Raw genomic sequence first — 17,832 nt, 5'->3', positions numbered from 1 at the left:
CGATATGACTCCTGAAACTATCCTCAGCATTCTGCGCAAGGACGCGCGGAACAATATCACTGCGTTCCACAGATGGCAGACAGCAAAAGGCGCTCTTGGTCATACGGCGGGAATCACCCTCAATTACCACGAGCCATATTACGAGGGGTGGGCTCCTAACTTAGAGATGCAACAAACATTTATCTCTGGTCCAGCGCTGGCACAAATACAGCAACACCTGAGCGCTGAGGAATGGGGAAACGGAACGATCGGCGGCTGTGTGTATCGCCTTAAGGAGAACCAATGAGCGAACTTTGGCAACCTTTTGAAAACCTGTTCCTACATGAAGTTGGGATGAAGATGTCCCGATCAGAAATAGCAGAAAAGCTTGAGCGTTCCGAATCGGCAGTCACTCGCCAGGCATCACGTATCGGCGCGCCACTTATCAGCAGGATGACCGGCAAGACATGGACGGCAGCTGAGCTATATCTGTTCGGTCGATTCTCAGTGGAAGAGATAGCAACGGCAACCGGTCGTTCCATTTACTCAGTCAGAAGCAAGCGTAACTCACTGGCCCGCTCCGGAGGATTAACTATGCGTGAATGGACTGCATGTGAACTGGCAGCACTCATGCGCTACACCAACGTAGAAGTCGCAGAGATTACCGGTCGGAGTATCGAAGAGGTCGGAGATAAGCGGCTGGCTGTGAATATTGAGCGGAATGGATGGGATAAGCATAAACCGGAGGACGCATGACCTATCAACTTCACGTCGGGCGTTGTGAGGACGTTCTGAAAACTCTGCCTGATAACTCCGTTGACGCCATCGTGACGGATCCGCCGTACGGGCTGAGCTTCATGAACCATAAGTGGGATTACGACGTTCCCACCGTTGAGCAGTGGCAGGAATGCCTACGCGTCCTTAAGCCAGGCGGTCATCTTCTGGCATTTGGCGGTTCACGCACTTATCACCGCCTTGTTGTTAATGCAGAGGATGCCGGTTTCGAAATCCGTGACCAAATTCTCTGGATTTACGGAAGCGGTTTTCCGAAGTCGCATAACCTCGATGGCGATTTTGATGGATGGGGTACCGCATTGAAACCAGCCCATGAGCCAATCGTCATGGCTCGAAAGCCATTCAAAAAGACGGTGTCAGCCAACATGACCGAGCATGGTACCGGCGCAATCAATATCGACGCCTGCAGGATAACAACTGATGAGTCGCTTAGCGGTGGCGCTGGATTCCTGCTTTCACATCAACGTGACGGAACCGAGCCGGTTAGTGATTACGAACAGGCACCAGAGGGACGTTGGCCAGCAAACATCATTCATGACGGTAGCGAAGTAGTCGTGTCGGCATTTCCGGATGCGAAAGGACAGCAAGGGGATTTAAAGGAAACCGGACGCGCACGACCATCACAGGGTCGATATGGTGATATGGCAGCGCCAAAGGCACATGCTGCCAGAGTGGAAAGTGAAAAAAGCGCCGCCCGATTCTTCTACTGCGCTAAGGTCAAACCGAAGGAGCGAGACGAAGGCCTAGAGCGATTCATAGCGACATCAGCCTGCGACATGACCGGCGGACGTAAAGAGGGCAGCGTCGGCATTAATGACCCGCGCGCCGGTGCTGGTCGCACCAATGGCGCGAAGAACAATCATCCTACCGTTAAGCCGATCGCTCTAATGAGCTATCTCTGCAGGTTGATTACTCCGCCTGGCGGTACCGTGCTTGATCCGTGGATGGGGAGCGGGAGCACTGGTCGGGCAGCTATCGAGGAAGGATTTAACTTCATCGGCATCGACCTGAACCCGGATTACGTAACCATTGCTTCTGCGCGAATTGCTCACTCCTTCAAAAAGACGACGGAGGCCGCATGACGCCAGAAACTGACAACACCATCCGCTCCGCCTGCCGCCGATGCACCGAGGAAATCCAGCAGGCCATGCGCAAAAAGCCAAAGCCTAACTGGAACGAAACGGTGCCTCCCATCATCAACAAGCATCACAAGAAAATTGAAGCTCTGGGAGTTAGCCTCCTGAAGTTCGTCGTATACACAGGGCGGCTTAATCGCCGCTTCGGAGCAGAACAATGAATATGAAAACTGAAAAAATCGTGATGATGGATAGCGATGAAGCGGCCAGCATCCAGACTGTAACTGGTTGGGTAGACCGCCAAGGTCGTTTCTGGGGCGGTGACGAGCACCAGGCGCGTTGGTGCGGCGCCACTCATCGTAAGTGCAAAAACAAACCTGAAGAGCACCCCATTCATAGCACTAATGGCTATTGCGAAGTATGCCACCGCGAAAGCCGCCAGGCTAAGCTCGCCACCTTTGAGCGCGTGGTATGGGCGGGAGAGCCGCTCGTTATCTTTGATGATGACCAGTACTTTTTCGACGCTGAATCGCTGGCTGATTATTGCTGTGAGCACTCCCTGCTGCCTAGCGAGTTGCAGTTGATGATTTGCGAACCTAATTACCCTCCGGAGTTCGACCTGGAACAGCACTGCGAAGAGATAATGCCTGATGGTGATGACTATTACTGCTTGCCGCAAGCTGTGCGTGATGCCGCCGAGGCGCTGAATAAGGCGCTGAAAGAAAGCGCTCCAGTATCGTGGAGCGCCAGCAACAGAGTGGCGATCGTCTCAGACGACATGCTCAACGACGAGCAAAAGGCCGAAATTATGGCGAAGCGCGCCGCATGATGGCACTAATCACCAGGTCGCTAAAGCGGCCTTTTTTATTGCTGGCGTTCACCTTCAACCGAATTAACCGACAGTTACTGGAGCATTGATGAAGCATTTATCAACCGTAATAGCATTGATTGGCGATTCCATGCCATCAATTAAATCATGGAGTTTCGCTGAAATATCACCTGCTTTACGCATGGATGCCAGTTATCCAGTTGGTGGCGGGAAAACGGGCATTGCCGCAGCGCGCCGAGCAGCCCAAAAGCGTAGGAGAAGTCGCAAATGACATCAGAAATCATCGACCAAGCCAGCGCTCTCGAAGAGATGATGCGCGAAAACGCTATTCAGGCTCACAGACTCAACCACTCAGCAGTATCATCAACGCACTGTGAGGAATGCGGAGATCCGCTAATTCCTGAGCGTCGAGATGCGTTTCCTGGCTGCAAGAAGTGCGTGAGCTGTCAGCAGGATGAAGAAAAGCGGAATCGGAGGATGTGATGGGAAAAATGACTTTTGTTGTCGAGTTTGAGGATGGAAAGGAACCACCATTCCAGTTCACTGATGACTTTATGGGGATAGGCGGGAAACTCTGCTCGGTAGCAGCATTTGATTATAAAGACGACCTTTTAACTGGAGATGAAGTTTCCGCTGTTATTGGTCTCTTTAATGAGCATCGAAGGGATTTCGAAGTGTGGTGTGATGAGTTCGGTGTCGATGCTGAAGATATTGAGCGAAAAATTAACCTGATGGAGTGATGTGATGGATTACAGCAAGCTGAGTGACCACGAAATAAACGTAAAAGTTGGAACAGTTATAGGATTCGTAGCCAAATTGATGGCAGTGAACAAGCAGACTGACTACTGCAACAACCCAGTAGACGCGTGGCCGATTATCGTTGGTAAGAAGTTGAGCATCATTAACGCCGATAATAAATGGCTTTGCGTTCCAGAAGATGAACCAGTTAATGGTGTAACTGGAGATGCTGTCCACATGATTTATTCCGGAGATGGTGTTGAGCATGAAAACCCGCTCCGAGCCGCGATGATTGTATTCCTCATGATGCAGGACTCAGCCAATGTTCCAGCTAATTCAACTGGGTCAGATTTACGCTGACCATTCAGGTTGGCCCGTCATAATCCACGGTTGCACATCACAGATAGTCCGCTACTGGCGACAGGGCCGGATCGACACCGCTTCAATCGACCGATTTAATTCAGACTTCGAGCCTTTAGACCATCAAGAGGCGGCACAGATACGCGCCGAACTTGAAACAGCAGAGCACTTAAAACGCCTCCGCGCTATGCGGGCGGCATGAGGAATAGCAATGTCAGATCAAAGCAAATTTTACGATTACTACATGGTGGAAGGTGATGATGTTAAATCGCTGATTGATGGATATGAGGAAATCAGCAAACAAAGAAACTCAATTCTTCCGGATGCTGTAGCAAAAGTTGGAGCAATTGCCTGGACCACATCAAGCGGCTGGGGAGGTGGAGGTGGCTTGCTTAGTGGGTTTGCTTGGGAAAATGGATATGAATTCCCATGCCCAATGACTATTAAGCGAGAAGAAATGTTTGATGGGAAGGGAGTGGTACTTGGAAGGGGGAAAGGAAATACAAAGGAAGGCCGAGCTTACAATAAAGTTCTCGATGCTGTGAAAGAAGAAGCAAACAAAAAGCTGAAATCACTGCCTGAGTGGAATGACTACATCGTTAACCACTACGGCATCATGCGAACCGGCATTGGTGGTCAGTCTGGCCGTGGATTCGGATTCGCAATGCTTTCGACGTATGGAGGCAAGCACCCTGGGCGTGATGACTGCTTGGTATTCGCCATCCCTAACAACAAAGAAGAACGCCACGGGGAGATAGTAATTCCAGATAGCTTCAAGAAGATTACCTACGGTCAATTCTACGACATCGTTAATCAGCCGCAAGAATGACGCAACTGATAGCCAGTTATGAGCTGGCTATTGGGTGCGAATGCACTGCCACGTTATCCCCCATTTGCCCGGCCAATAGTGCCGGGTTCTTTTTACCTGGCTTCCAGGTTCGATTTCCAAACCGGAGATGAAACCTATGCGCGAACTACGCGACGACTCTCTTATTGACATGAAGTTCATGATCGAAGATGCTGGCTATACGGCGAAGTACTTCTATTCGCAGATTAATGCCGGAAAACTCCCCAAGCCAATCAAACTTGGTCGCACATCACGATGGATGTACAGCGACTACCAGAACTGGAAACGCAGCTTCCTCTCCCCTTTGAAAAATGCATCATGATTTTCCTTTGTGGGCATAAATGCGGGCATAAAATTCTTCACTTCTACAAATCCTCTTATTTCCCCTGTGGTTACGTCTATTATGTGATGTCTGCAGGGGACACTTTTAATTAAATGCATCCGGCTAAATCCTTTCATTTACCTGTCAGTTCATCCCTAAGCCAGGCGATAAAACGACACATTCCTCACCGTTGCAGTAAGATTGTCGGACACCATTGTCTGCTCAGTAGCTATCCGCATCCCTGATTTTCTCAGCCTCAGTACGTCAGCAGCAATACGTTGACTGCCAAACCAGAAAAGCCCGTCCAAAGCAGTGACATCAAGGCCTGATTCCAGTGCCAGCTTCAGACGCTCACGCGGTGCTTTCACCGTTTTAGCAATTTGCTGATATGGCGCTTCGCTTGAACCTGCACGATTAATGCGTCGAATACGATGCGACAGGCGGTACTGAAATTCATCCGGTATCCCGCCGAGACTCGCTTTCAGGCTGTAAACACAACCAAAGCGTTTGCCGTTAAAGATTACGTTTTTCTGACTAAGCTGTAGCTCTTCACGAACGCTGGCAATCAGTTGCGGGGTACGGAGTAATAACAAACGGAAAGGCAGCTCAAAGCTGGTCACATAGTCCACATTCAATAAAGCAATACGCAGACGCTCTTCCGGACCCGCCTTCATTTCCCGACATTCAGCAATAACATCAGCCCACTGGCCAGCCAGACGGGAACTTTCAGTCGCCTCAGTAAAGCTGTATTTTTCAGTCTGATAATCAATACGTTCGGTCACTCGGAATTCCCTTCTGGCCACATCTCGGTATTGGTTGCTCACTTTACCAGCGACAGACTGCAACCGGAAGCCCGCAGGTATAGGCAGTGGAATTATCGCTACTTTGCCCCTTAGTAACTTACTGACTGCTCTTGCATGGTGAGAGACGCGGCCGTCGATAGGGCTGGTGATCCAGGGTAACGCAGAAATTATGCCAACAATGAAACCGTGGCGGTATACGCAACCGGCTCCGGAGAAATGTTTACCCGCACGCTGACCGCATACAACATTATCTTATCAACAAGCATCCCTCTAAAAATACCTGCTGGTAGAAGTCACCAGGGGGCCCGGCATCCGCAGTTACTTCAACCTTGGCAACATAATGAATATTGATTGAACTCATATACTTGAAGGCTTCCACACTGATAATCTCGCAAGATTCATTTGTTGGCAGACAGGATCACTGTGTTAGAAATCTTTTCTTAACCCGCTGAAAAATATCTAACAAATATTTTTCTCACATAAAAACGATGGTTCGTTCAAAACGGATCCGAATTTATTTGGGTTAAAAAAGGTACAGTATGAAAGTCACATGGACTGTCACCCCTGTCGGTTACCAGCGCATTGCTAAGCGCTGCCCATCATGTAATGTAAAACGCGAATTCGCACCTTCCGGCGCATTCAGAGTCAATTCGCAAAAGAAAGTGCTCGATATCTGGAGCATTTATAAATGCACCCACTGCGAATATACATGGAATATCTCGCTGTATTCACGACTTCACATCAGCAAAATAAATCGCGAGCTGTATCATCGATTTATCACCAACGATGCCAGTACGGTTCACTATTTTGCCAATGATAAAGCCACCCTGAGCCGTAACAAGGCTGAACTTGCAGGTAAACCTGATTTTCGTATTCAGGAGCAGTGGCAGGTCAGCATCAAAACCGGCCAGAACGTCACCGTAAGCATCAGACTTTCCCATTCTTTTCAGATTAGTGTGCTATCGATCTTGAAGCGCCAGCTTTTCCTCAGCACCGCGGAGATAAAGAAACTGATAGATGAAGGCCATATTAGTGGTATTACGATGAAAGAACTCAAATCCCGAAAACTAATGACAGGATATTTGGATTTTCAGCTGTCAGCAGTCACATTATATGCTCGGCGAAAAGTTGTTATGACCCAACGTTAACAGTATGAAGCTCACGATAAGATGGTGAGGCTTAACCGACCCGGTATGTTGTCCGGGTCGGTTAAACGGCGTCAGGTCAGACAACAAAACGATTGACCAGATCCTTCATGGTGACTGACAGATTGTCCAGGCGCTGGCTGTCGCTCGCGGCCTGAGAAACCAACGCCGCGTTTTGCTGCGTGACCTGCTCCATAGGTCGCAGTGCCAGGTTAATCTGAGTTACCCCTTGCGATTGTTCCGTCGCTACACGAGCGATATCCGCAATATATTGCTTCATGCTGGTGGTATTGTCCGCCGCGGCTTCTAGCGCGGTAGCGGACGCCGTAACCCGCTCAACACCCTCACTAATTTTTACCATATTCTGCGCGACCAGCTCGCGGATCTGATTAGCTTCTTTGGCACAACGCTGCGAAAGATTCCGCACTTCACTGGCGACAACCGCAAACCCCCTGCCCATCTCTCCTGCCCGTGCAGCTTCCACTGCCGCATTCAGCGCCAGCAAGTTAGTCTGAAACGAAATATCGTCTATCGAGGTCACAATATTCGAGATTTTCTCACTGGAAGAGCGAATATCCCCCATGCTTTGATTTGCCGCACTGGCGACGTTACTGGCCTGGCGGACCTCTTTTTCCAGCCTGATTGTCAGATGCTCCGCTTCGCGGGCATTGTCCGCCGTTTGCGTAATCGTCGTGGAGAGCTGTTCCATACTGGCCACAGCTTGTACTATTGATGCTGCCTGTTCATCCGTGCGTTGGGCCAGGTCCTGATTACCCGCCGTAATGCTGCTGCTGGCATCGGATAAAACCACGGAGCCTTGTTTAATCTCCTGGACGATATGCTGAATACTTTCCAGCATCGTGTTATAGGCGCGATTAAGTGAGGAAAGCTCATCTTTCCCCGGGGTCGCCAATCGTTGAGTCAGATCGCCGTTCATACCCGCAATCTTGCGGAGCGTGTCGCTAAATTGACGATGCATATTGATAGCGATTGCCCCTGCGAACGCCAATGATGCCAGGAGCGCTAACAAGCTGACAATCATATATATTTGCCAGTTTTTTCGTGCATCCTGCGCGAGTTTTTCCGCATTCGCTAACAGAAGATTCGCCGTCACATCTTCTATCTGCCGCATCACTTCAATACGCTGGGTTTGAACCTTGAACCAGACAGTAGGATCGACATCAAATCCACCGTTCGCGGCATGACTAAACGCGGTTTCGCGTAATGAGAGGGCTTTTGACGCTTCTGTGGACTGTAAGCGGCTTTCCAGCATGGCCGCCTGTTCCGGTGGGCTCAGACGCAACGATTGTGCCAGCCAAACGTTCTGTTTACTGACGACATCACTGAGTTGATGTAACTGCCCCTCGGCGAAATGACCGGAGGAAAAGATATTTGACAGCAGCGCGCGTTCAATACCTGCTTGTTCTTTCAAATTCAGCAAGTTGTAGTAGGCGGCGAATGCGTTCGCCATCTCGCCTGAATCCGTCAACTGTCCCAACCTGCCCACAAAACTCAGCACATCAGCAATGACATTAGTATAAAACTTAACGACATCAGAGGCCGGAAGCCCCAATCGCGTGACGTTTTCCCGGATGGTGGCAAGCGACAGAATGTTTTTCTTGAACGTGGTGACAGAATTGGCGGCATCCCCTTCTGGCAATGCAGTATCGGACAGTGAACGCACAAAGACCTCGATCTCGCGATCGGTTAAAGCCCGCTGTGCGGTTAACTCATCTTTGAACGTCTTCCCTTCAGCCCCCAGAAATCCGACGCTCATTCCCCGTTCTTTTTGCAGCTCATGCACCACATTTCCGGCACTACGCGCGAGCGCTGTCAGTTGAGCAATATTTTCCATCTGCCGTTCTGTCTCAATGCGCGTCAATATTCCTGAACCAGCAAACCAACATAACGCCAATAATAGTGGTTGTAGCGCGATTATTAACTTCATTTTCATCGGCATTCGATAAACCCACCACATGCCACTTCCCTCCATTGTCCATATTTTCATTATGGTTATCGGCGCAATGAGGTTGCACTTTAAATTTGATCAAGAGACAACTGATTGTTTTTTAGATTAAATACCTGCCAAAATAACTCTATTTGATTATGAAAATCAGGATAAATCACTGGAATATTTATATTTATGATATCTATTATCAAGTTAGTTAAATTATTCAGCATATTATTTCTTATTAAAAAACGAGTTAACTATCAACACGATTCGGAAAGGGAGTAAGACACAGAACAGTGACGCCTACTGGAGATAACCGTCGTGGCACGGCCATTTTCTGGCATCCCGTCGAACGTTAAGGTTATAATCCTGACAACGATTTTATTGGATTAGAAGCGACGATGACAAAACTTACCCTACAAGAACAGATGCTTAAGGCAGGTCTGGTCAGCAGCAAAAAAGTGGCCAAAGTGCAAAGAACGGCGAAGAAATCGCGCGTTCAGGCTCGCGAAGCCAGAGAAGCGGTTGAAGAGAATAAAAAAGCGCAAATTGAGCGCGACAAGCAGCTCAGCGAACAGCAGAAACAGGCCGCGCTGTCTAAAGAATATAAAGCCCAGATCAAGCAACTGATTGAAATGAATAAAATCACCATTACCCGTGGCGATATTGGTTACAACTTTACTGATAATAACCTGATCAAAAAAGTCTATGTTGATAAGGTGACTCAGTCTCAGTTGATCAAGGGCCGTCTGGCCATTGCCCGACTCACGGCTGAAAGCGGCAACGATAGCGAATACGCCATTATCCCGGCTGTCGTCGCCGACAAGATTGCGCAGCGCGATGCAAGTTATATTGTTTTAAATTGCGAGCTGAGCCAGGAAGCGAAGGACGAAGACGATCCGTATGCTGATTTTGTCATCCCTGATGATTTGATGTGGTAAGAAAAACAACCAGATAATCACCCGGACTTCCGTTGCCTATTTCGGTGAACGCCAACGCCGCCACCGAAATACTTCGACGTCCCTTCGCCCCCAATTCTGTCGACTAAAACTTATAGTGTTCTTTGCTCAGCCCGTATTTTCTCATGCGTAAATACAATTTTTTACGCGGGATTTGTAAATACTCCGCCACTTCATTAATGCGCCCCTGATGAATATTTAGCGCTTCAGTAATGATCTGTCGCTCGTACTCTTCAACCCGCCGATCGAGCGGTGTTGGTTCAGGCAGATGCAGCTGCGGATTCGCGGTTTCAGCCAGCGGGAGTAGCCCAACGGCAAAAAGCTCGGCGGCATTCGCCAGTTCCCGGACATTACTTAACCACACGCGACGCCGCATGCCTTTCAGTAACTCCCCTTCAACCTCGGGCACGGGATGGTTCAGGCGCAGACAGGCTTTCTGCAGGTAATGACGAAACAGCGGCTCAATATCATCCGGACGCTGTGACAACGGCTGGCAACCGATTTGCGTCATCGCAAAACAGTAGTAGAGTTCAGCCACAATCTGGTTGGTTGCCGCCAGTTCCACTAACGATGTGTCACCAATGCCTATCAGACGAAACGGACGCCGCTCCTGGCTTTGCAGATGCACCAGATGGTGCTGCTGTTCACGTGTCAGGCACTCAATATGGCTCAGGACCAGCGTTCCTCCTTGCGCCTGTGCAATAAGGTCATTGAGTAGTCCCGCGTTCCCGGGCGTTAGTTCACCGCGGATAAACGGCCCATCAGCGCTGCGCCCAAGCTGATGCAAATACCGGGCTCCGGTCATACGTCCTGTCCCCGGCTCGCCATAAAACCAGACGGCAATATCCGTTTCCGCCAGGTGTTGCAGACGTTGACGATACTGATTGACCCAGTCACTGTAGCCGAGCAGTTCAACCTGAAGCTTTTGCTGGCAATAATGGCGACGGGCAATCACGGATTGTCTCTGACGCAGCGCATCCTCTACCAGCGACAGCAGTTTGCCGGGGTCGACCGGTTTTTGCAGAAAGTCCCATGCGCCTTTCTTTACTGCCTCCACAGCCATCGGGACATCGCCATGCCCGGTGATAAGCAGAATAGGGAGCTGATTATCATCCTGATGAAACAACGTCATCAGGTCTATTCCATTGCAGCCAGGCATACACACATCGCTCAGAACAATCCCCGGCCAGTCGGCTTGCAGCCAGTTTCGGGCATCAAAAGGGTTATTGCATGCATAGACACGGTACCCCTCTTGTTCAAGCAACAGAGTGTAAGCGTCGAGAACATCGGCATCATCATCAATCAGCAGAACAGAATAGTCATCACACAACATCGTTTACATCCGTCAGATTAAATTGCAGAACGACGCAGGCATTACGCCCCGGTGTCGACGCCAGGCGCAGCTCGCCGTTCATTTGCCCCATTAACGATACACAAATCGATAAGCCAATACCGAGCCCCACATCCTTACTGGTGGTAAACGGCTTTAATAGTGATGGCAATAACGCCTCAGGCCAGCCGGGGCCGTTATCGCAGACAAAGACGCACAATCGGCTGCCCTCAGCCTGCCAGTGAACCTCTATTTGCGCGCCAGTCGGACTGGCATCCAGCGCATTTGCCAGTACGTTTACCAGCACCTGCTGAATACGCACTTCATCACCTGTCACCCATACACTCTGGGCTGGAAGCGTCAGCGTACCCTGCTGTGGCTTATGCCGCATGGCCAACAGTTCCCAGGCGGCGCTGAATGTTTGTCGCAGATCGACCGGATGCAAAGGCGCGCCCGGCTCAGCCCGACGTGCAAACTGACGCAGCGAACGGATAATGGCATCAATACGGGTAATCAGCCCCTCCGCTTTGGTTAACGTACTTCTGGCCTGAGCGGATTGTCCTTGTTCAATTGCCCTTCCCGCCGTAAACAGGTACATCGACAACGCATTCAGCGGTTGGTTAATCTCGTGCGCCAGCGTGGTCATGGTCTGTCCAACCACTGCCAGTTTTGCCGTCTGGATCAGTTCATCCTGCGTTGCCCGGAGATCGGACTCTATCTCCTTGCGCTCTGTCACTTCCTGCTCCAGCTGATTTTTTTGCGCACTCAACTGGCCCAGAGTATGGCGCAGCAATCCTGCGATGCGCCCGAGCTCATCGCGCCCATAAACCGGGATGGTGGCATCCGTTCTGCCAAGACCAATTTGCACCACGGCCTGGTTGAGTGCGGTAAAACGCTTCACCAGACGCGAACGAATAAAGTAATGGTTGAGCCCCCAGGCGAGAAGTAGCGCCAGCAGCGTCGCCAGCAGAATAAGTCCACCGCTGACGCGAACAATTTGTTCCAGCCGCTGGTTAAACATCTGCATTTGCTGATGGCTACTCCCCAACTGCGCCTCAAGTAGTGTTCGAAAGCGCCCGAGCGTTGCCTCTCTGGCATGGTTGGCATCAACGAGCGCTTTTTGCGCGGCGACATAATCGCGCATGGTATCGGGCATTTTATTTTTCATCATCCCGATTTCCAGTAACTCATCAATGGTTTGCCGCAGGGTGATAGTACTGGGCCAGTCATCGAGGGTACGGATATTTTCATCCGCCGTTTTCTTCAGATTCTCCAGATAGCGGATATGATTCTCCACCAGCATTCCGTCGTCGCTACCCGACTTCAGTTCATTGAGCCTGTCGCGTAAATCATCCACGATCTGATTTTCAATTCTTGCCAGGGTGTAAACCTGCTGCTGCTCGTTTTGTACCTCTCTGGCACGTTTGAGATACTGCGCCGCATCGCCGTTTTTGGCCTCAATTTGATCCAGCAACGTCCCCTGCTGCCAGGTAAAATCCTGCACCAGCGAATTCAGCTCGGTTGTAAAATCATCATGTAGCCAGTCGATGCGCGCGGAGAGTTCACTCACCTTTTCGCGCACGAGGAACATGTTGTAGAGCACCCGGTCCAGCTCCGCCATCAGCGCCCGGCTGTCTTGCAAAATCACCGCCAACTGCTGTTGTTCTGCCGATTGTAATCCCCGGCTAAGCACCTCAATTTTGTCCAGATGAGAAATAATCTGATTGCGCAGTTGCAGCCTTACCGTGGTGTTGGGGGCCAACAGGAATTCATTAAGCTGATCCACAACCAGGTTGAGATTTCCTTCTATCAAAAAAGCGGAATGTACGCGCGGGAAGTAATCATCAAGTGAATAGCGTATCTGCGAGCTCTGCTCATGCCAGGAGTACAAACTGACGCAGCTTACGCTCAACGTCAGTAATGCGCCCGTCAGAAACGCTCCCCGCAGGCTGCTGCTGATGCTGAGCTGGCGCAGGCGTTGCAGTATCGAACCACCTTTCATTTTAACTCTTCCAGTTTGGATATCGCCTGACGCTGATTTTTAAGAAACCAGAGCTGCCACTCCATCATCTGCTGTTCGGCTACGCTTTTATTCTCAAATTGCGCAAGCCAGGCCTCATCTTCACTACTTCTGGCGTCTATCGGGACGCTGGTCAGTAATGCTCTGATTTCGGGTAGCGGGCGTTTCAGGCGCGCTTCCGCACTGTATAGCGCCCGCCAGGCATCTTTCAGCTGCGCGAGTCGAAAACTGATGGCGGTATCAAACATCCGCTGCACCAGCTGTTGCCGCTTAAGGATCAGTCGATAATTAAGCGCGGGCTGGCTCATCAAAATAGCCTGCTGAGCGGCGCGCGGGTTATCAGGCGCGAGCTGCGTGACCGGATATTTCCCCGTGTTCGCATCCGCAAGGATCCGCTGTCCTTCCGGGCTTAACAGATAGCGGATAAAGCGACGCGCTTCGTTGGGGTGCTGGCTATTCTTGAGTACGGCAACATAGGTGGGTGACACCGCCGAGCGAGGGAAATAGGTAAAAGTAAGGTGCGGATCGTTAAGCAACAGGTTGGCATAGTTATCAATAACCGGCCCCGCCACGCCCAGACCGCTCTTAATTTTGTCGGCCACGCCAAAACTGCGTGATGAAATCGTTACCAGATTACCGGCGCTGGCCAACAGCGTCGCCCAGCCCTCTTCCCACCCTTTCTGTTGCAGCAGCGACTCAACCATCAGGTGGTTGGTATCGGAACGCGACGGGCTACTCATCAACAGCGCGTTCTGATATTTAGGCTGCGTTAAATCCCCCCAGTCGTCAGGCGGCGGAAGATGCCGCGCCGCCAGCGCAGAACGATTAATCAACAGGCCAAACCCTGATATCGCCACAGCCACGGAGGTCGAGCGAATCGAGTCTGGCACCAGCCGCTGGCTTTCAGGCAGCGCATTATCGAAAGGCGCCAGCTTCTGGTGCTCCTGAAGATGCTGCAACAGCATGGGTGATGAGGTCAAAATCAGATCGACGTTTTCTGCATTCGCAGTATCCAGCAACTGTTCCAGCGAACCGCTGGTCCGGTTTAACGTGCGAATCATCACTGACCCTGGCTCCGTCTGCCAGCGCTGGATAATCCAGGCCGTGGCCCCTGGGGAAAAGGTGGTCGCCATCACCAGCTCTTTACCCAGGACCTGGCAGCTCACCGACAGCGACATAAAACAGAGCAAGAATGCCCAAAAACGCCCCCGGCCCAACAGTCTGTTTGTGATCCCGTTCATAAATACCAACATGTACTAAAAATAATATTGAGACAAAACTTACCCGTTTATCACCGCTGGGGGGAAGAATAAGGTTATTCGTAGAATAACCAAACGGAAAGTGACGACATCAGTAAAGAATACCCGAAAATGCAGCCTGAATTTGTTAATACCCGCACACGCCGATGATAAAAATTCCCGTGAAAGAATAGAATTGAAAATCCATTATTAAAAAAGAGTCAAAATCTGCCACGCCGCCCGCAAATTGAGTCAATAGTGACACATTTCATCAACTTGAGTTTCTTCGCCGTCTATTTCACTCTTCACTGCGAAAAATCCTGATATTCACATCAATAAAAAATTAGGTGATGATATGTTATCAATATTTAAGGCAGGACCAGCGGCGAATAAAGTCCCGGCGGAGAAAGTCCAGGCAACTTATGGCCGATACCGCATTCAGGCATTACTCAGCGTATTTCTTGGCTATCTTGCGTACTATATTGTGCGCAATAACTTCACGCTTTCGACTCCATACCTGAAGGAGCATCTGGATCTCAGCGCTACGCAGATTGGTTTACTCAGCAGCTGCATGCTTATTGCCTATGGGATCAGTAAAGGCATTATGAGCAGTCTGGCAGACAAGGCCAGCCCGAAAGTCTTCATGGCATGCGGCCTGATCCTGTGCGCTATCGTCAACGTAGGCCTAGGGTTCAGTACCGGATTCTGGATATTTGCCGCGCTGGTCGTTTTCAACGGTTTGTTTCAGGGGATGGGCGTTGGCCCTTCATTTATTACCATCGCTAACTGGTTTCCACGTAAAGAACGTGGACGCGTTGGCGCATTCTGGAATATCTCACACAACGTTGGCGGTGGTATTGTCGCCCCGATTGTTGGCGCCGCTTTTGCCATTTTGGGGAGCGAACACTGGCAAAGCGCCAGCTATATTGTTCCGGCCTGTGTTGCCGTACTGTTTGCTTTTATTGTGCTGATGCTGGGGAAAGGTTCACCGCGTCAGGAGGGCTTACCGGCTCTGGAACAAATGATGCCGGAAGAAAAAGTCGTATTAAATTCCCGACACGCTGTCCAGGCGCCAGAAAATATGAGTGCCTTCAAGATCTTCTGCACCTATGTATTGCGTAATAAGAATGCCTGGTATGTTTCACTGGTAGACGTCTTTGTCTATATGGTGCGTTTTGGTATGATTAGCTGGCTGCCAATTTATTTATTAACCGAAAAACATTTCTCGAAAGAGCAAATGAGCATAGCTTTTCTGTTTTTTGAATGGGCGGCAATTCCTTCCACATTACTGGCGGGTTGGCTCACCGATAAACTGTTTAAAGGCCGTCGCATGCCGCTGGCCATGATCTGTATGGCGCTGATTTTCGTCTGCCTGATCGGTTACTGGAAAAGTGAATCGCTGCTGATGGTCACTATTTTTGCCGCCATCGTGGGCTGCCTGATTTATGTTCCGCAGTTCCTGGCCTCCGTTCAGACCATGGAAATCGTCCCCAGCTTCGCAGTAGGTTCTGCGGTAGGGTTACGCGGATTCATGAGCTACATTTTTGGCGCATCGCTGGGAACCAGCCTGTTTGGCGTGATGGTCGATAAAATGGGATGGCATGGCGGCTTCTATCTGTTGATGGGTGGGATTGTCTGCTGCATCCTGTTCTGCTACCTCTCCCATCGCGGCGCGCTGGAACTCGAACAACAACGGAAAAACGCTCAGCAAGAGGAAGCGTCACTCCAGTTGGCTGATGCCCGGTAACCGATTTGAGTCTCGCAAAAAGTGCCAGCGATGCTGGCACTTCAATACATTCAGATAAAGAATAAATAGCTCAACGTGATAATTTATTGCTTACCGTAACCCACCATAAAGCGGATGATCAAACCGCATGCTGGGGCAAGAAAAAGGAATAATCCGGTAACCATCTCGTTACCATTGGTCAACTGCATAGTAAAAACGTAAATTAATGCCGTGAGTATGGCCATGCCGATAAAAGCACTTATTGACGCCGCAGCCCCCATAACCTGCCAGATATAGCAACTGACGCTCAGAATGCTCAACGCGAGAAAGATCCAAAAATAGAACATAGCGATACCTCCTGTTTGCCGTAAAAATTTACGTAAGTCCTTACACTTCCTTGAGTTTATATTCTAAGACAATTCCCAATAGTTCGCAATTTAAGCAACATTTTCGTTACAAAAATCACTCAATCGCTGACTAATAATTTATTCGACTGCCGTTTATTTAATCGTCATAAAAACAACGCATTATATATCGACTCATTTTTGACCTTAATCGCCGTAAAAACATTTACGCATCTTGAGTAATTATTTCTGGCTGACATTAATATTCGGGTGTACATTGAGCGTCCGATCATTCATGCCCCTTCCTGGTTTTGTCCTGACTCAGTTTTACACTCTTTACAGGAACCAATGTCGTTCATGGCGGCCTAACGATCAGTACAGACTGTAAAGCGGCAGACTAAAGAATCTTCGCGATACACCTATTTCGTATCAACAACAGGTGCTTATGTTCCCCCAATGTAAATTTTCACGCGCGTTTTTGCATCCGCGCTACTGGCTCACATGGTTTGGCGTCGGTGTGCTCTGGTTACTGGTACAGCTTCCCTATCCGGTATTGTGTTTTCTTGGTACCCGTACAGGAACGCTGGCTCGTCCATTTTTAAAGCGCCGTGAATCTATTGCTCATAAAAATCTCGAACTCTGTTTCCCAAATCTGTCGCAAGAAGAAAGAGACAAACTGGTCGATGAGAACTTCCGTTCACTCGGCATGGCCCTGCTTGAAACGGGTATGGCCTGGTTCTGGCCGGATCGCCGGGTACGCAAATGGTTTGATGTAGAAGGGCTGGACAACCTGCAACGCGCACAGATGCAAAACCGTGGCGTGATGGTGGTAGGCGTACACTTTATGTCACTCGAGTTGGGTGGTCGCGTAATGGGACTTTGCCAACCGATGATGGCAACCTATCGCCCGCACAACAATAAGTTGATGGAGTGGATCCAAACCCGCGGTCGTATGCGCTCCAACAAGGCCATGATCGGCAGAAATAATCTGCGCGGTATTGTCGGCGCCCTGAAAAAAGGGGAAGCGGTATGGTTTGCCCCCGATCAGGACTACGGTCGTAAAGGGAGTTCATTCGCCCCCTTCTTTGCAGTCAAAAACGTCGCGACCACCAACGGTACTTACGTGCTGTCACGCTTATCGGGCGCAGCGATGCTGACCGTAACCATGGTGAGAAAAGCAGATAACTCTGGTTACCGCCTGTACATCACGCCAGAAATGGAAGGTTATCCAACAGATGAAAGCCAGGCAGCGGCGTATATGAACAAAATTATCGAAAAAGAGATCATGCGCGCACCCGAGCAGTATCTCTGGATCCACCGTCGCTTCAAAACTCGCCCGATGGGTGAAGCCTCGTTGTACATCTAAAAAG

The 17,832-nt window shown here is 50.0% G+C and carries 20 protein-coding genes; 14 read left to right on the top strand and 6 right to left on the bottom strand.

What is annotated here, in order from left to right; all coding sequences use genetic code 11:
* Positions 1-333: 333 nt before the first annotated feature.
* The 10 genes from HV243_RS25500 to HV243_RS07280 all read left to right on the top strand — a co-directional run bounded on the left by HV243_RS25500 (position 334) and on the right by HV243_RS07280 (position 4,946).
* On the top strand, positions 334-735 hold the full coding sequence (locus HV243_RS25500) for a hypothetical protein (protein WP_249415236.1): 402 nt from the start codon (positions 334-336) through the stop codon (positions 733-735).
* Positions 732-1,856, top strand: coding sequence for a site-specific DNA-methyltransferase (locus HV243_RS07320; RefSeq protein WP_053389162.1), 1,125 nt, complete (start codon positions 732-734; stop codon positions 1,854-1,856). The genes HV243_RS25500 and HV243_RS07320 overlap by 4 nt, the downstream gene beginning before the upstream one ends.
* Positions 1,853-2,071 (top strand): hypothetical protein, encoded by a 219-nt coding sequence (locus HV243_RS07315; protein ID WP_181603951.1) that lies wholly within the window; start codon positions 1,853-1,855, stop codon positions 2,069-2,071. Before HV243_RS07320 ends, HV243_RS07315 begins: the two co-directional genes overlap by 4 nt.
* A gap of 2 nt (positions 2,072-2,073) precedes the next feature.
* Positions 2,074-2,679: a hypothetical protein gene (locus HV243_RS07310; protein ID WP_249415225.1), complete on the top strand. Its 606-nt coding sequence runs from the start codon at positions 2,074-2,076 to the stop codon at positions 2,677-2,679.
* 267 nt (positions 2,680-2,946) lie between these two features.
* The gene (locus tag HV243_RS07305; protein WP_181603949.1) at positions 2,947-3,162 is read left to right on the top strand and encodes a TraR/DksA family transcriptional regulator; all 216 of its coding nucleotides are present in this window, start codon (positions 2,947-2,949) and stop codon (positions 3,160-3,162) included.
* Positions 3,162-3,419 (top strand): hypothetical protein, encoded by a 258-nt coding sequence (locus HV243_RS07300; protein WP_181603948.1) that lies wholly within the window; start codon positions 3,162-3,164, stop codon positions 3,417-3,419. Before HV243_RS07305 ends, HV243_RS07300 begins: the two co-directional genes overlap by 1 nt.
* A 4-nt stretch (positions 3,420-3,423) precedes the next feature.
* The gene (locus HV243_RS07295) at positions 3,424-3,777 is read left to right on the top strand and encodes a phage protein NinX family protein (protein ID WP_181603947.1); all 354 of its coding nucleotides are present in this window, start codon (positions 3,424-3,426) and stop codon (positions 3,775-3,777) included.
* Complete coding sequence (locus tag HV243_RS07290; protein WP_181603946.1) at positions 3,740-3,979, top strand: DUF4222 domain-containing protein; 240 nt, start codon at positions 3,740-3,742, stop codon at positions 3,977-3,979. Before HV243_RS07295 ends, HV243_RS07290 begins: the two co-directional genes overlap by 38 nt.
* A 9-nt stretch (positions 3,980-3,988) precedes the next feature.
* Positions 3,989-4,606, top strand: a complete 618-nt coding sequence (locus HV243_RS07285) for an Eac protein (RefSeq protein WP_181603945.1) — start codon at positions 3,989-3,991, stop codon at positions 4,604-4,606.
* 136 nt (positions 4,607-4,742) lie between these two features.
* Positions 4,743-4,946, top strand: a complete 204-nt coding sequence (locus HV243_RS07280) for a hypothetical protein (protein WP_058106386.1) — start codon at positions 4,743-4,745, stop codon at positions 4,944-4,946.
* A 155-nt stretch (positions 4,947-5,101) separates the two neighbouring features.
* Here the strand turns inward: HV243_RS07280 and HV243_RS07275 are convergent, their stop codons facing one another.
* A complete protein-coding gene (locus HV243_RS07275) occupies positions 5,102-5,728 on the bottom strand; it encodes a DNA-binding protein (protein WP_181603944.1) in 627 nt (208 codons plus the stop codon).
* Positions 5,729-6,288: 560 nt separating this feature from the next.
* Between HV243_RS07275 and HV243_RS07265 the strand changes: the two genes are divergently transcribed.
* A complete protein-coding gene (locus tag HV243_RS07265) occupies positions 6,289-6,897 on the top strand; it encodes a DUF1062 domain-containing protein (protein WP_016157065.1) in 609 nt (202 codons plus the stop codon).
* Between the two features lie 76 nt (positions 6,898-6,973).
* Here the strand turns inward: HV243_RS07265 and HV243_RS07260 are convergent, their stop codons facing one another.
* Positions 6,974-8,872, bottom strand: coding sequence for a methyl-accepting chemotaxis protein (locus HV243_RS07260; protein WP_016153885.1), 1,899 nt, complete (start codon positions 8,870-8,872; stop codon positions 6,974-6,976).
* Between the two features lie 374 nt (positions 8,873-9,246).
* Here HV243_RS07260 and HV243_RS07255 point away from each other — a divergent pair, with 374 nt between their 5' ends.
* A complete protein-coding gene (locus tag HV243_RS07255) occupies positions 9,247-9,786 on the top strand; it encodes a DUF2058 domain-containing protein (RefSeq protein WP_016157066.1) in 540 nt (179 codons plus the stop codon).
* Positions 9,787-9,889: 103 nt separating this feature from the next.
* Here HV243_RS07255 and pgtA read toward each other — a convergent pair whose 3' ends face one another.
* Genes pgtA through pgtC form a run of 3 tightly spaced genes read right to left on the bottom strand, consistent with a single transcriptional unit; the run spans position 9,890 to position 14,332 of the window.
* Positions 9,890-11,137, bottom strand: coding sequence for a two-component system response regulator PgtA (pgtA, locus tag HV243_RS07250; protein ID WP_016153887.1), 1,248 nt, complete (start codon positions 11,135-11,137; stop codon positions 9,890-9,892).
* Positions 11,127-13,121, bottom strand: coding sequence for a two-component system sensor histidine kinase PgtB (gene pgtB / locus HV243_RS07245; protein WP_170973721.1), 1,995 nt, complete (start codon positions 13,119-13,121; stop codon positions 11,127-11,129). The genes pgtA and pgtB overlap by 11 nt, the downstream gene beginning before the upstream one ends.
* Positions 13,122-13,132: 11 nt before the next feature.
* Positions 13,133-14,332, bottom strand: a complete 1,200-nt coding sequence (gene pgtC / locus HV243_RS07240) for a phosphoglycerate transport regulator PgtC (RefSeq protein ID WP_104009828.1) — start codon at positions 14,330-14,332, stop codon at positions 13,133-13,135.
* Between the two features lie 415 nt (positions 14,333-14,747).
* On the opposite strand from pgtC, the gene pgtP reads away from it, so the two are divergent.
* Positions 14,748-16,139, top strand: coding sequence for a phosphoglycerate transporter PgtP (gene pgtP, locus HV243_RS07235; RefSeq protein ID WP_053389661.1), 1,392 nt, complete (start codon positions 14,748-14,750; stop codon positions 16,137-16,139).
* Positions 16,140-16,222: 83 nt separating this feature from the next.
* On the opposite strand, the gene HV243_RS07230 is transcribed toward pgtP, so the two are convergent.
* Positions 16,223-16,465 carry a DUF2545 family protein gene (locus HV243_RS07230; protein ID WP_016153891.1) on the bottom strand — a complete coding sequence of 81 codons (243 nt, stop codon included), beginning with the start codon at positions 16,463-16,465 and terminating at the stop codon, positions 16,223-16,225.
* A gap of 442 nt (positions 16,466-16,907) precedes the next feature.
* Between HV243_RS07230 and lpxP the strand changes: the two genes are divergently transcribed.
* Positions 16,908-17,828, top strand: a complete 921-nt coding sequence (gene lpxP / locus HV243_RS07225; RefSeq protein WP_047358777.1) for a kdo(2)-lipid IV(A) palmitoleoyltransferase — start codon at positions 16,908-16,910, stop codon at positions 17,826-17,828.
* Positions 17,829-17,832 lie beyond the last annotated feature (4 nt).

Origin of the sequence: Citrobacter sp. RHBSTW-00599 (genome assembly GCF_013784065.1) — a bacterium.
In the GTDB taxonomy this organism is placed as follows: Bacteria; Pseudomonadota; Gammaproteobacteria; order Enterobacterales; family Enterobacteriaceae; genus Citrobacter; species Citrobacter braakii.
Note: the sequence above shows the minus strand (reverse complement) of the source record. Positions and strands in the feature narration are given on the sequence as shown.

What these genes read in the sequence shown, in the direction of transcription:
- HV243_RS25500 (WP_249415236.1), top strand. Translation starts at nt 334, where the DNA reads ATGAAGATGTCCCGATCAGAAATAGCAGAAAAGCTTGAGCGTTCCGAA.
- HV243_RS07320 (WP_053389162.1), top strand. Translation starts at nt 732, where the DNA reads ATGACCTATCAACTTCACGTCGGGCGTTGTGAGGACGTTCTGAAAACT.
- HV243_RS07315 (WP_181603951.1), top strand. Translation starts at nt 1,853, where the DNA reads ATGACGCCAGAAACTGACAACACCATCCGCTCCGCCTGCCGCCGATGC.
- HV243_RS07310 (WP_249415225.1), top strand. Translation starts at nt 2,074, where the DNA reads ATGAAAACTGAAAAAATCGTGATGATGGATAGCGATGAAGCGGCCAGC.
- HV243_RS07305 (WP_181603949.1), top strand. Translation starts at nt 2,947, where the DNA reads ATGACATCAGAAATCATCGACCAAGCCAGCGCTCTCGAAGAGATGATG.
- HV243_RS07300 (WP_181603948.1), top strand. Translation starts at nt 3,162, where the DNA reads ATGGGAAAAATGACTTTTGTTGTCGAGTTTGAGGATGGAAAGGAACCA.
- HV243_RS07295 (WP_181603947.1), top strand. Translation starts at nt 3,424, where the DNA reads ATGGATTACAGCAAGCTGAGTGACCACGAAATAAACGTAAAAGTTGGA.
- HV243_RS07290 (WP_181603946.1), top strand. Translation starts at nt 3,740, where the DNA reads ATGTTCCAGCTAATTCAACTGGGTCAGATTTACGCTGACCATTCAGGT.
- HV243_RS07285 (WP_181603945.1), top strand. Translation starts at nt 3,989, where the DNA reads ATGTCAGATCAAAGCAAATTTTACGATTACTACATGGTGGAAGGTGAT.
- HV243_RS07280 (WP_058106386.1), top strand. Translation starts at nt 4,743, where the DNA reads ATGCGCGAACTACGCGACGACTCTCTTATTGACATGAAGTTCATGATC.
- HV243_RS07265 (WP_016157065.1), top strand. Translation starts at nt 6,289, where the DNA reads ATGAAAGTCACATGGACTGTCACCCCTGTCGGTTACCAGCGCATTGCT.
- HV243_RS07260 (WP_016153885.1), bottom strand. Translation starts at nt 8,872, where the DNA reads ATGTGGTGGGTTTATCGAATGCCGATGAAAATGAAGTTAATAATCGCG.
- HV243_RS07255 (WP_016157066.1), top strand. Translation starts at nt 9,247, where the DNA reads ATGACAAAACTTACCCTACAAGAACAGATGCTTAAGGCAGGTCTGGTC.
- pgtA (WP_016153887.1), bottom strand. Translation starts at nt 11,137, where the DNA reads ATGTTGTGTGATGACTATTCTGTTCTGCTGATTGATGATGATGCCGAT.
- pgtC (WP_104009828.1), bottom strand. Translation starts at nt 14,332, where the DNA reads ATGTCGCTGTCGGTGAGCTGCCAGGTCCTGGGTAAAGAGCTGGTGATG.
- pgtP (WP_053389661.1), top strand. Translation starts at nt 14,748, where the DNA reads ATGTTATCAATATTTAAGGCAGGACCAGCGGCGAATAAAGTCCCGGCG.
- HV243_RS07230 (WP_016153891.1), bottom strand. Translation starts at nt 16,465, where the DNA reads ATGTTCTATTTTTGGATCTTTCTCGCGTTGAGCATTCTGAGCGTCAGT.
- lpxP (WP_047358777.1), top strand. Translation starts at nt 16,908, where the DNA reads ATGTTCCCCCAATGTAAATTTTCACGCGCGTTTTTGCATCCGCGCTAC.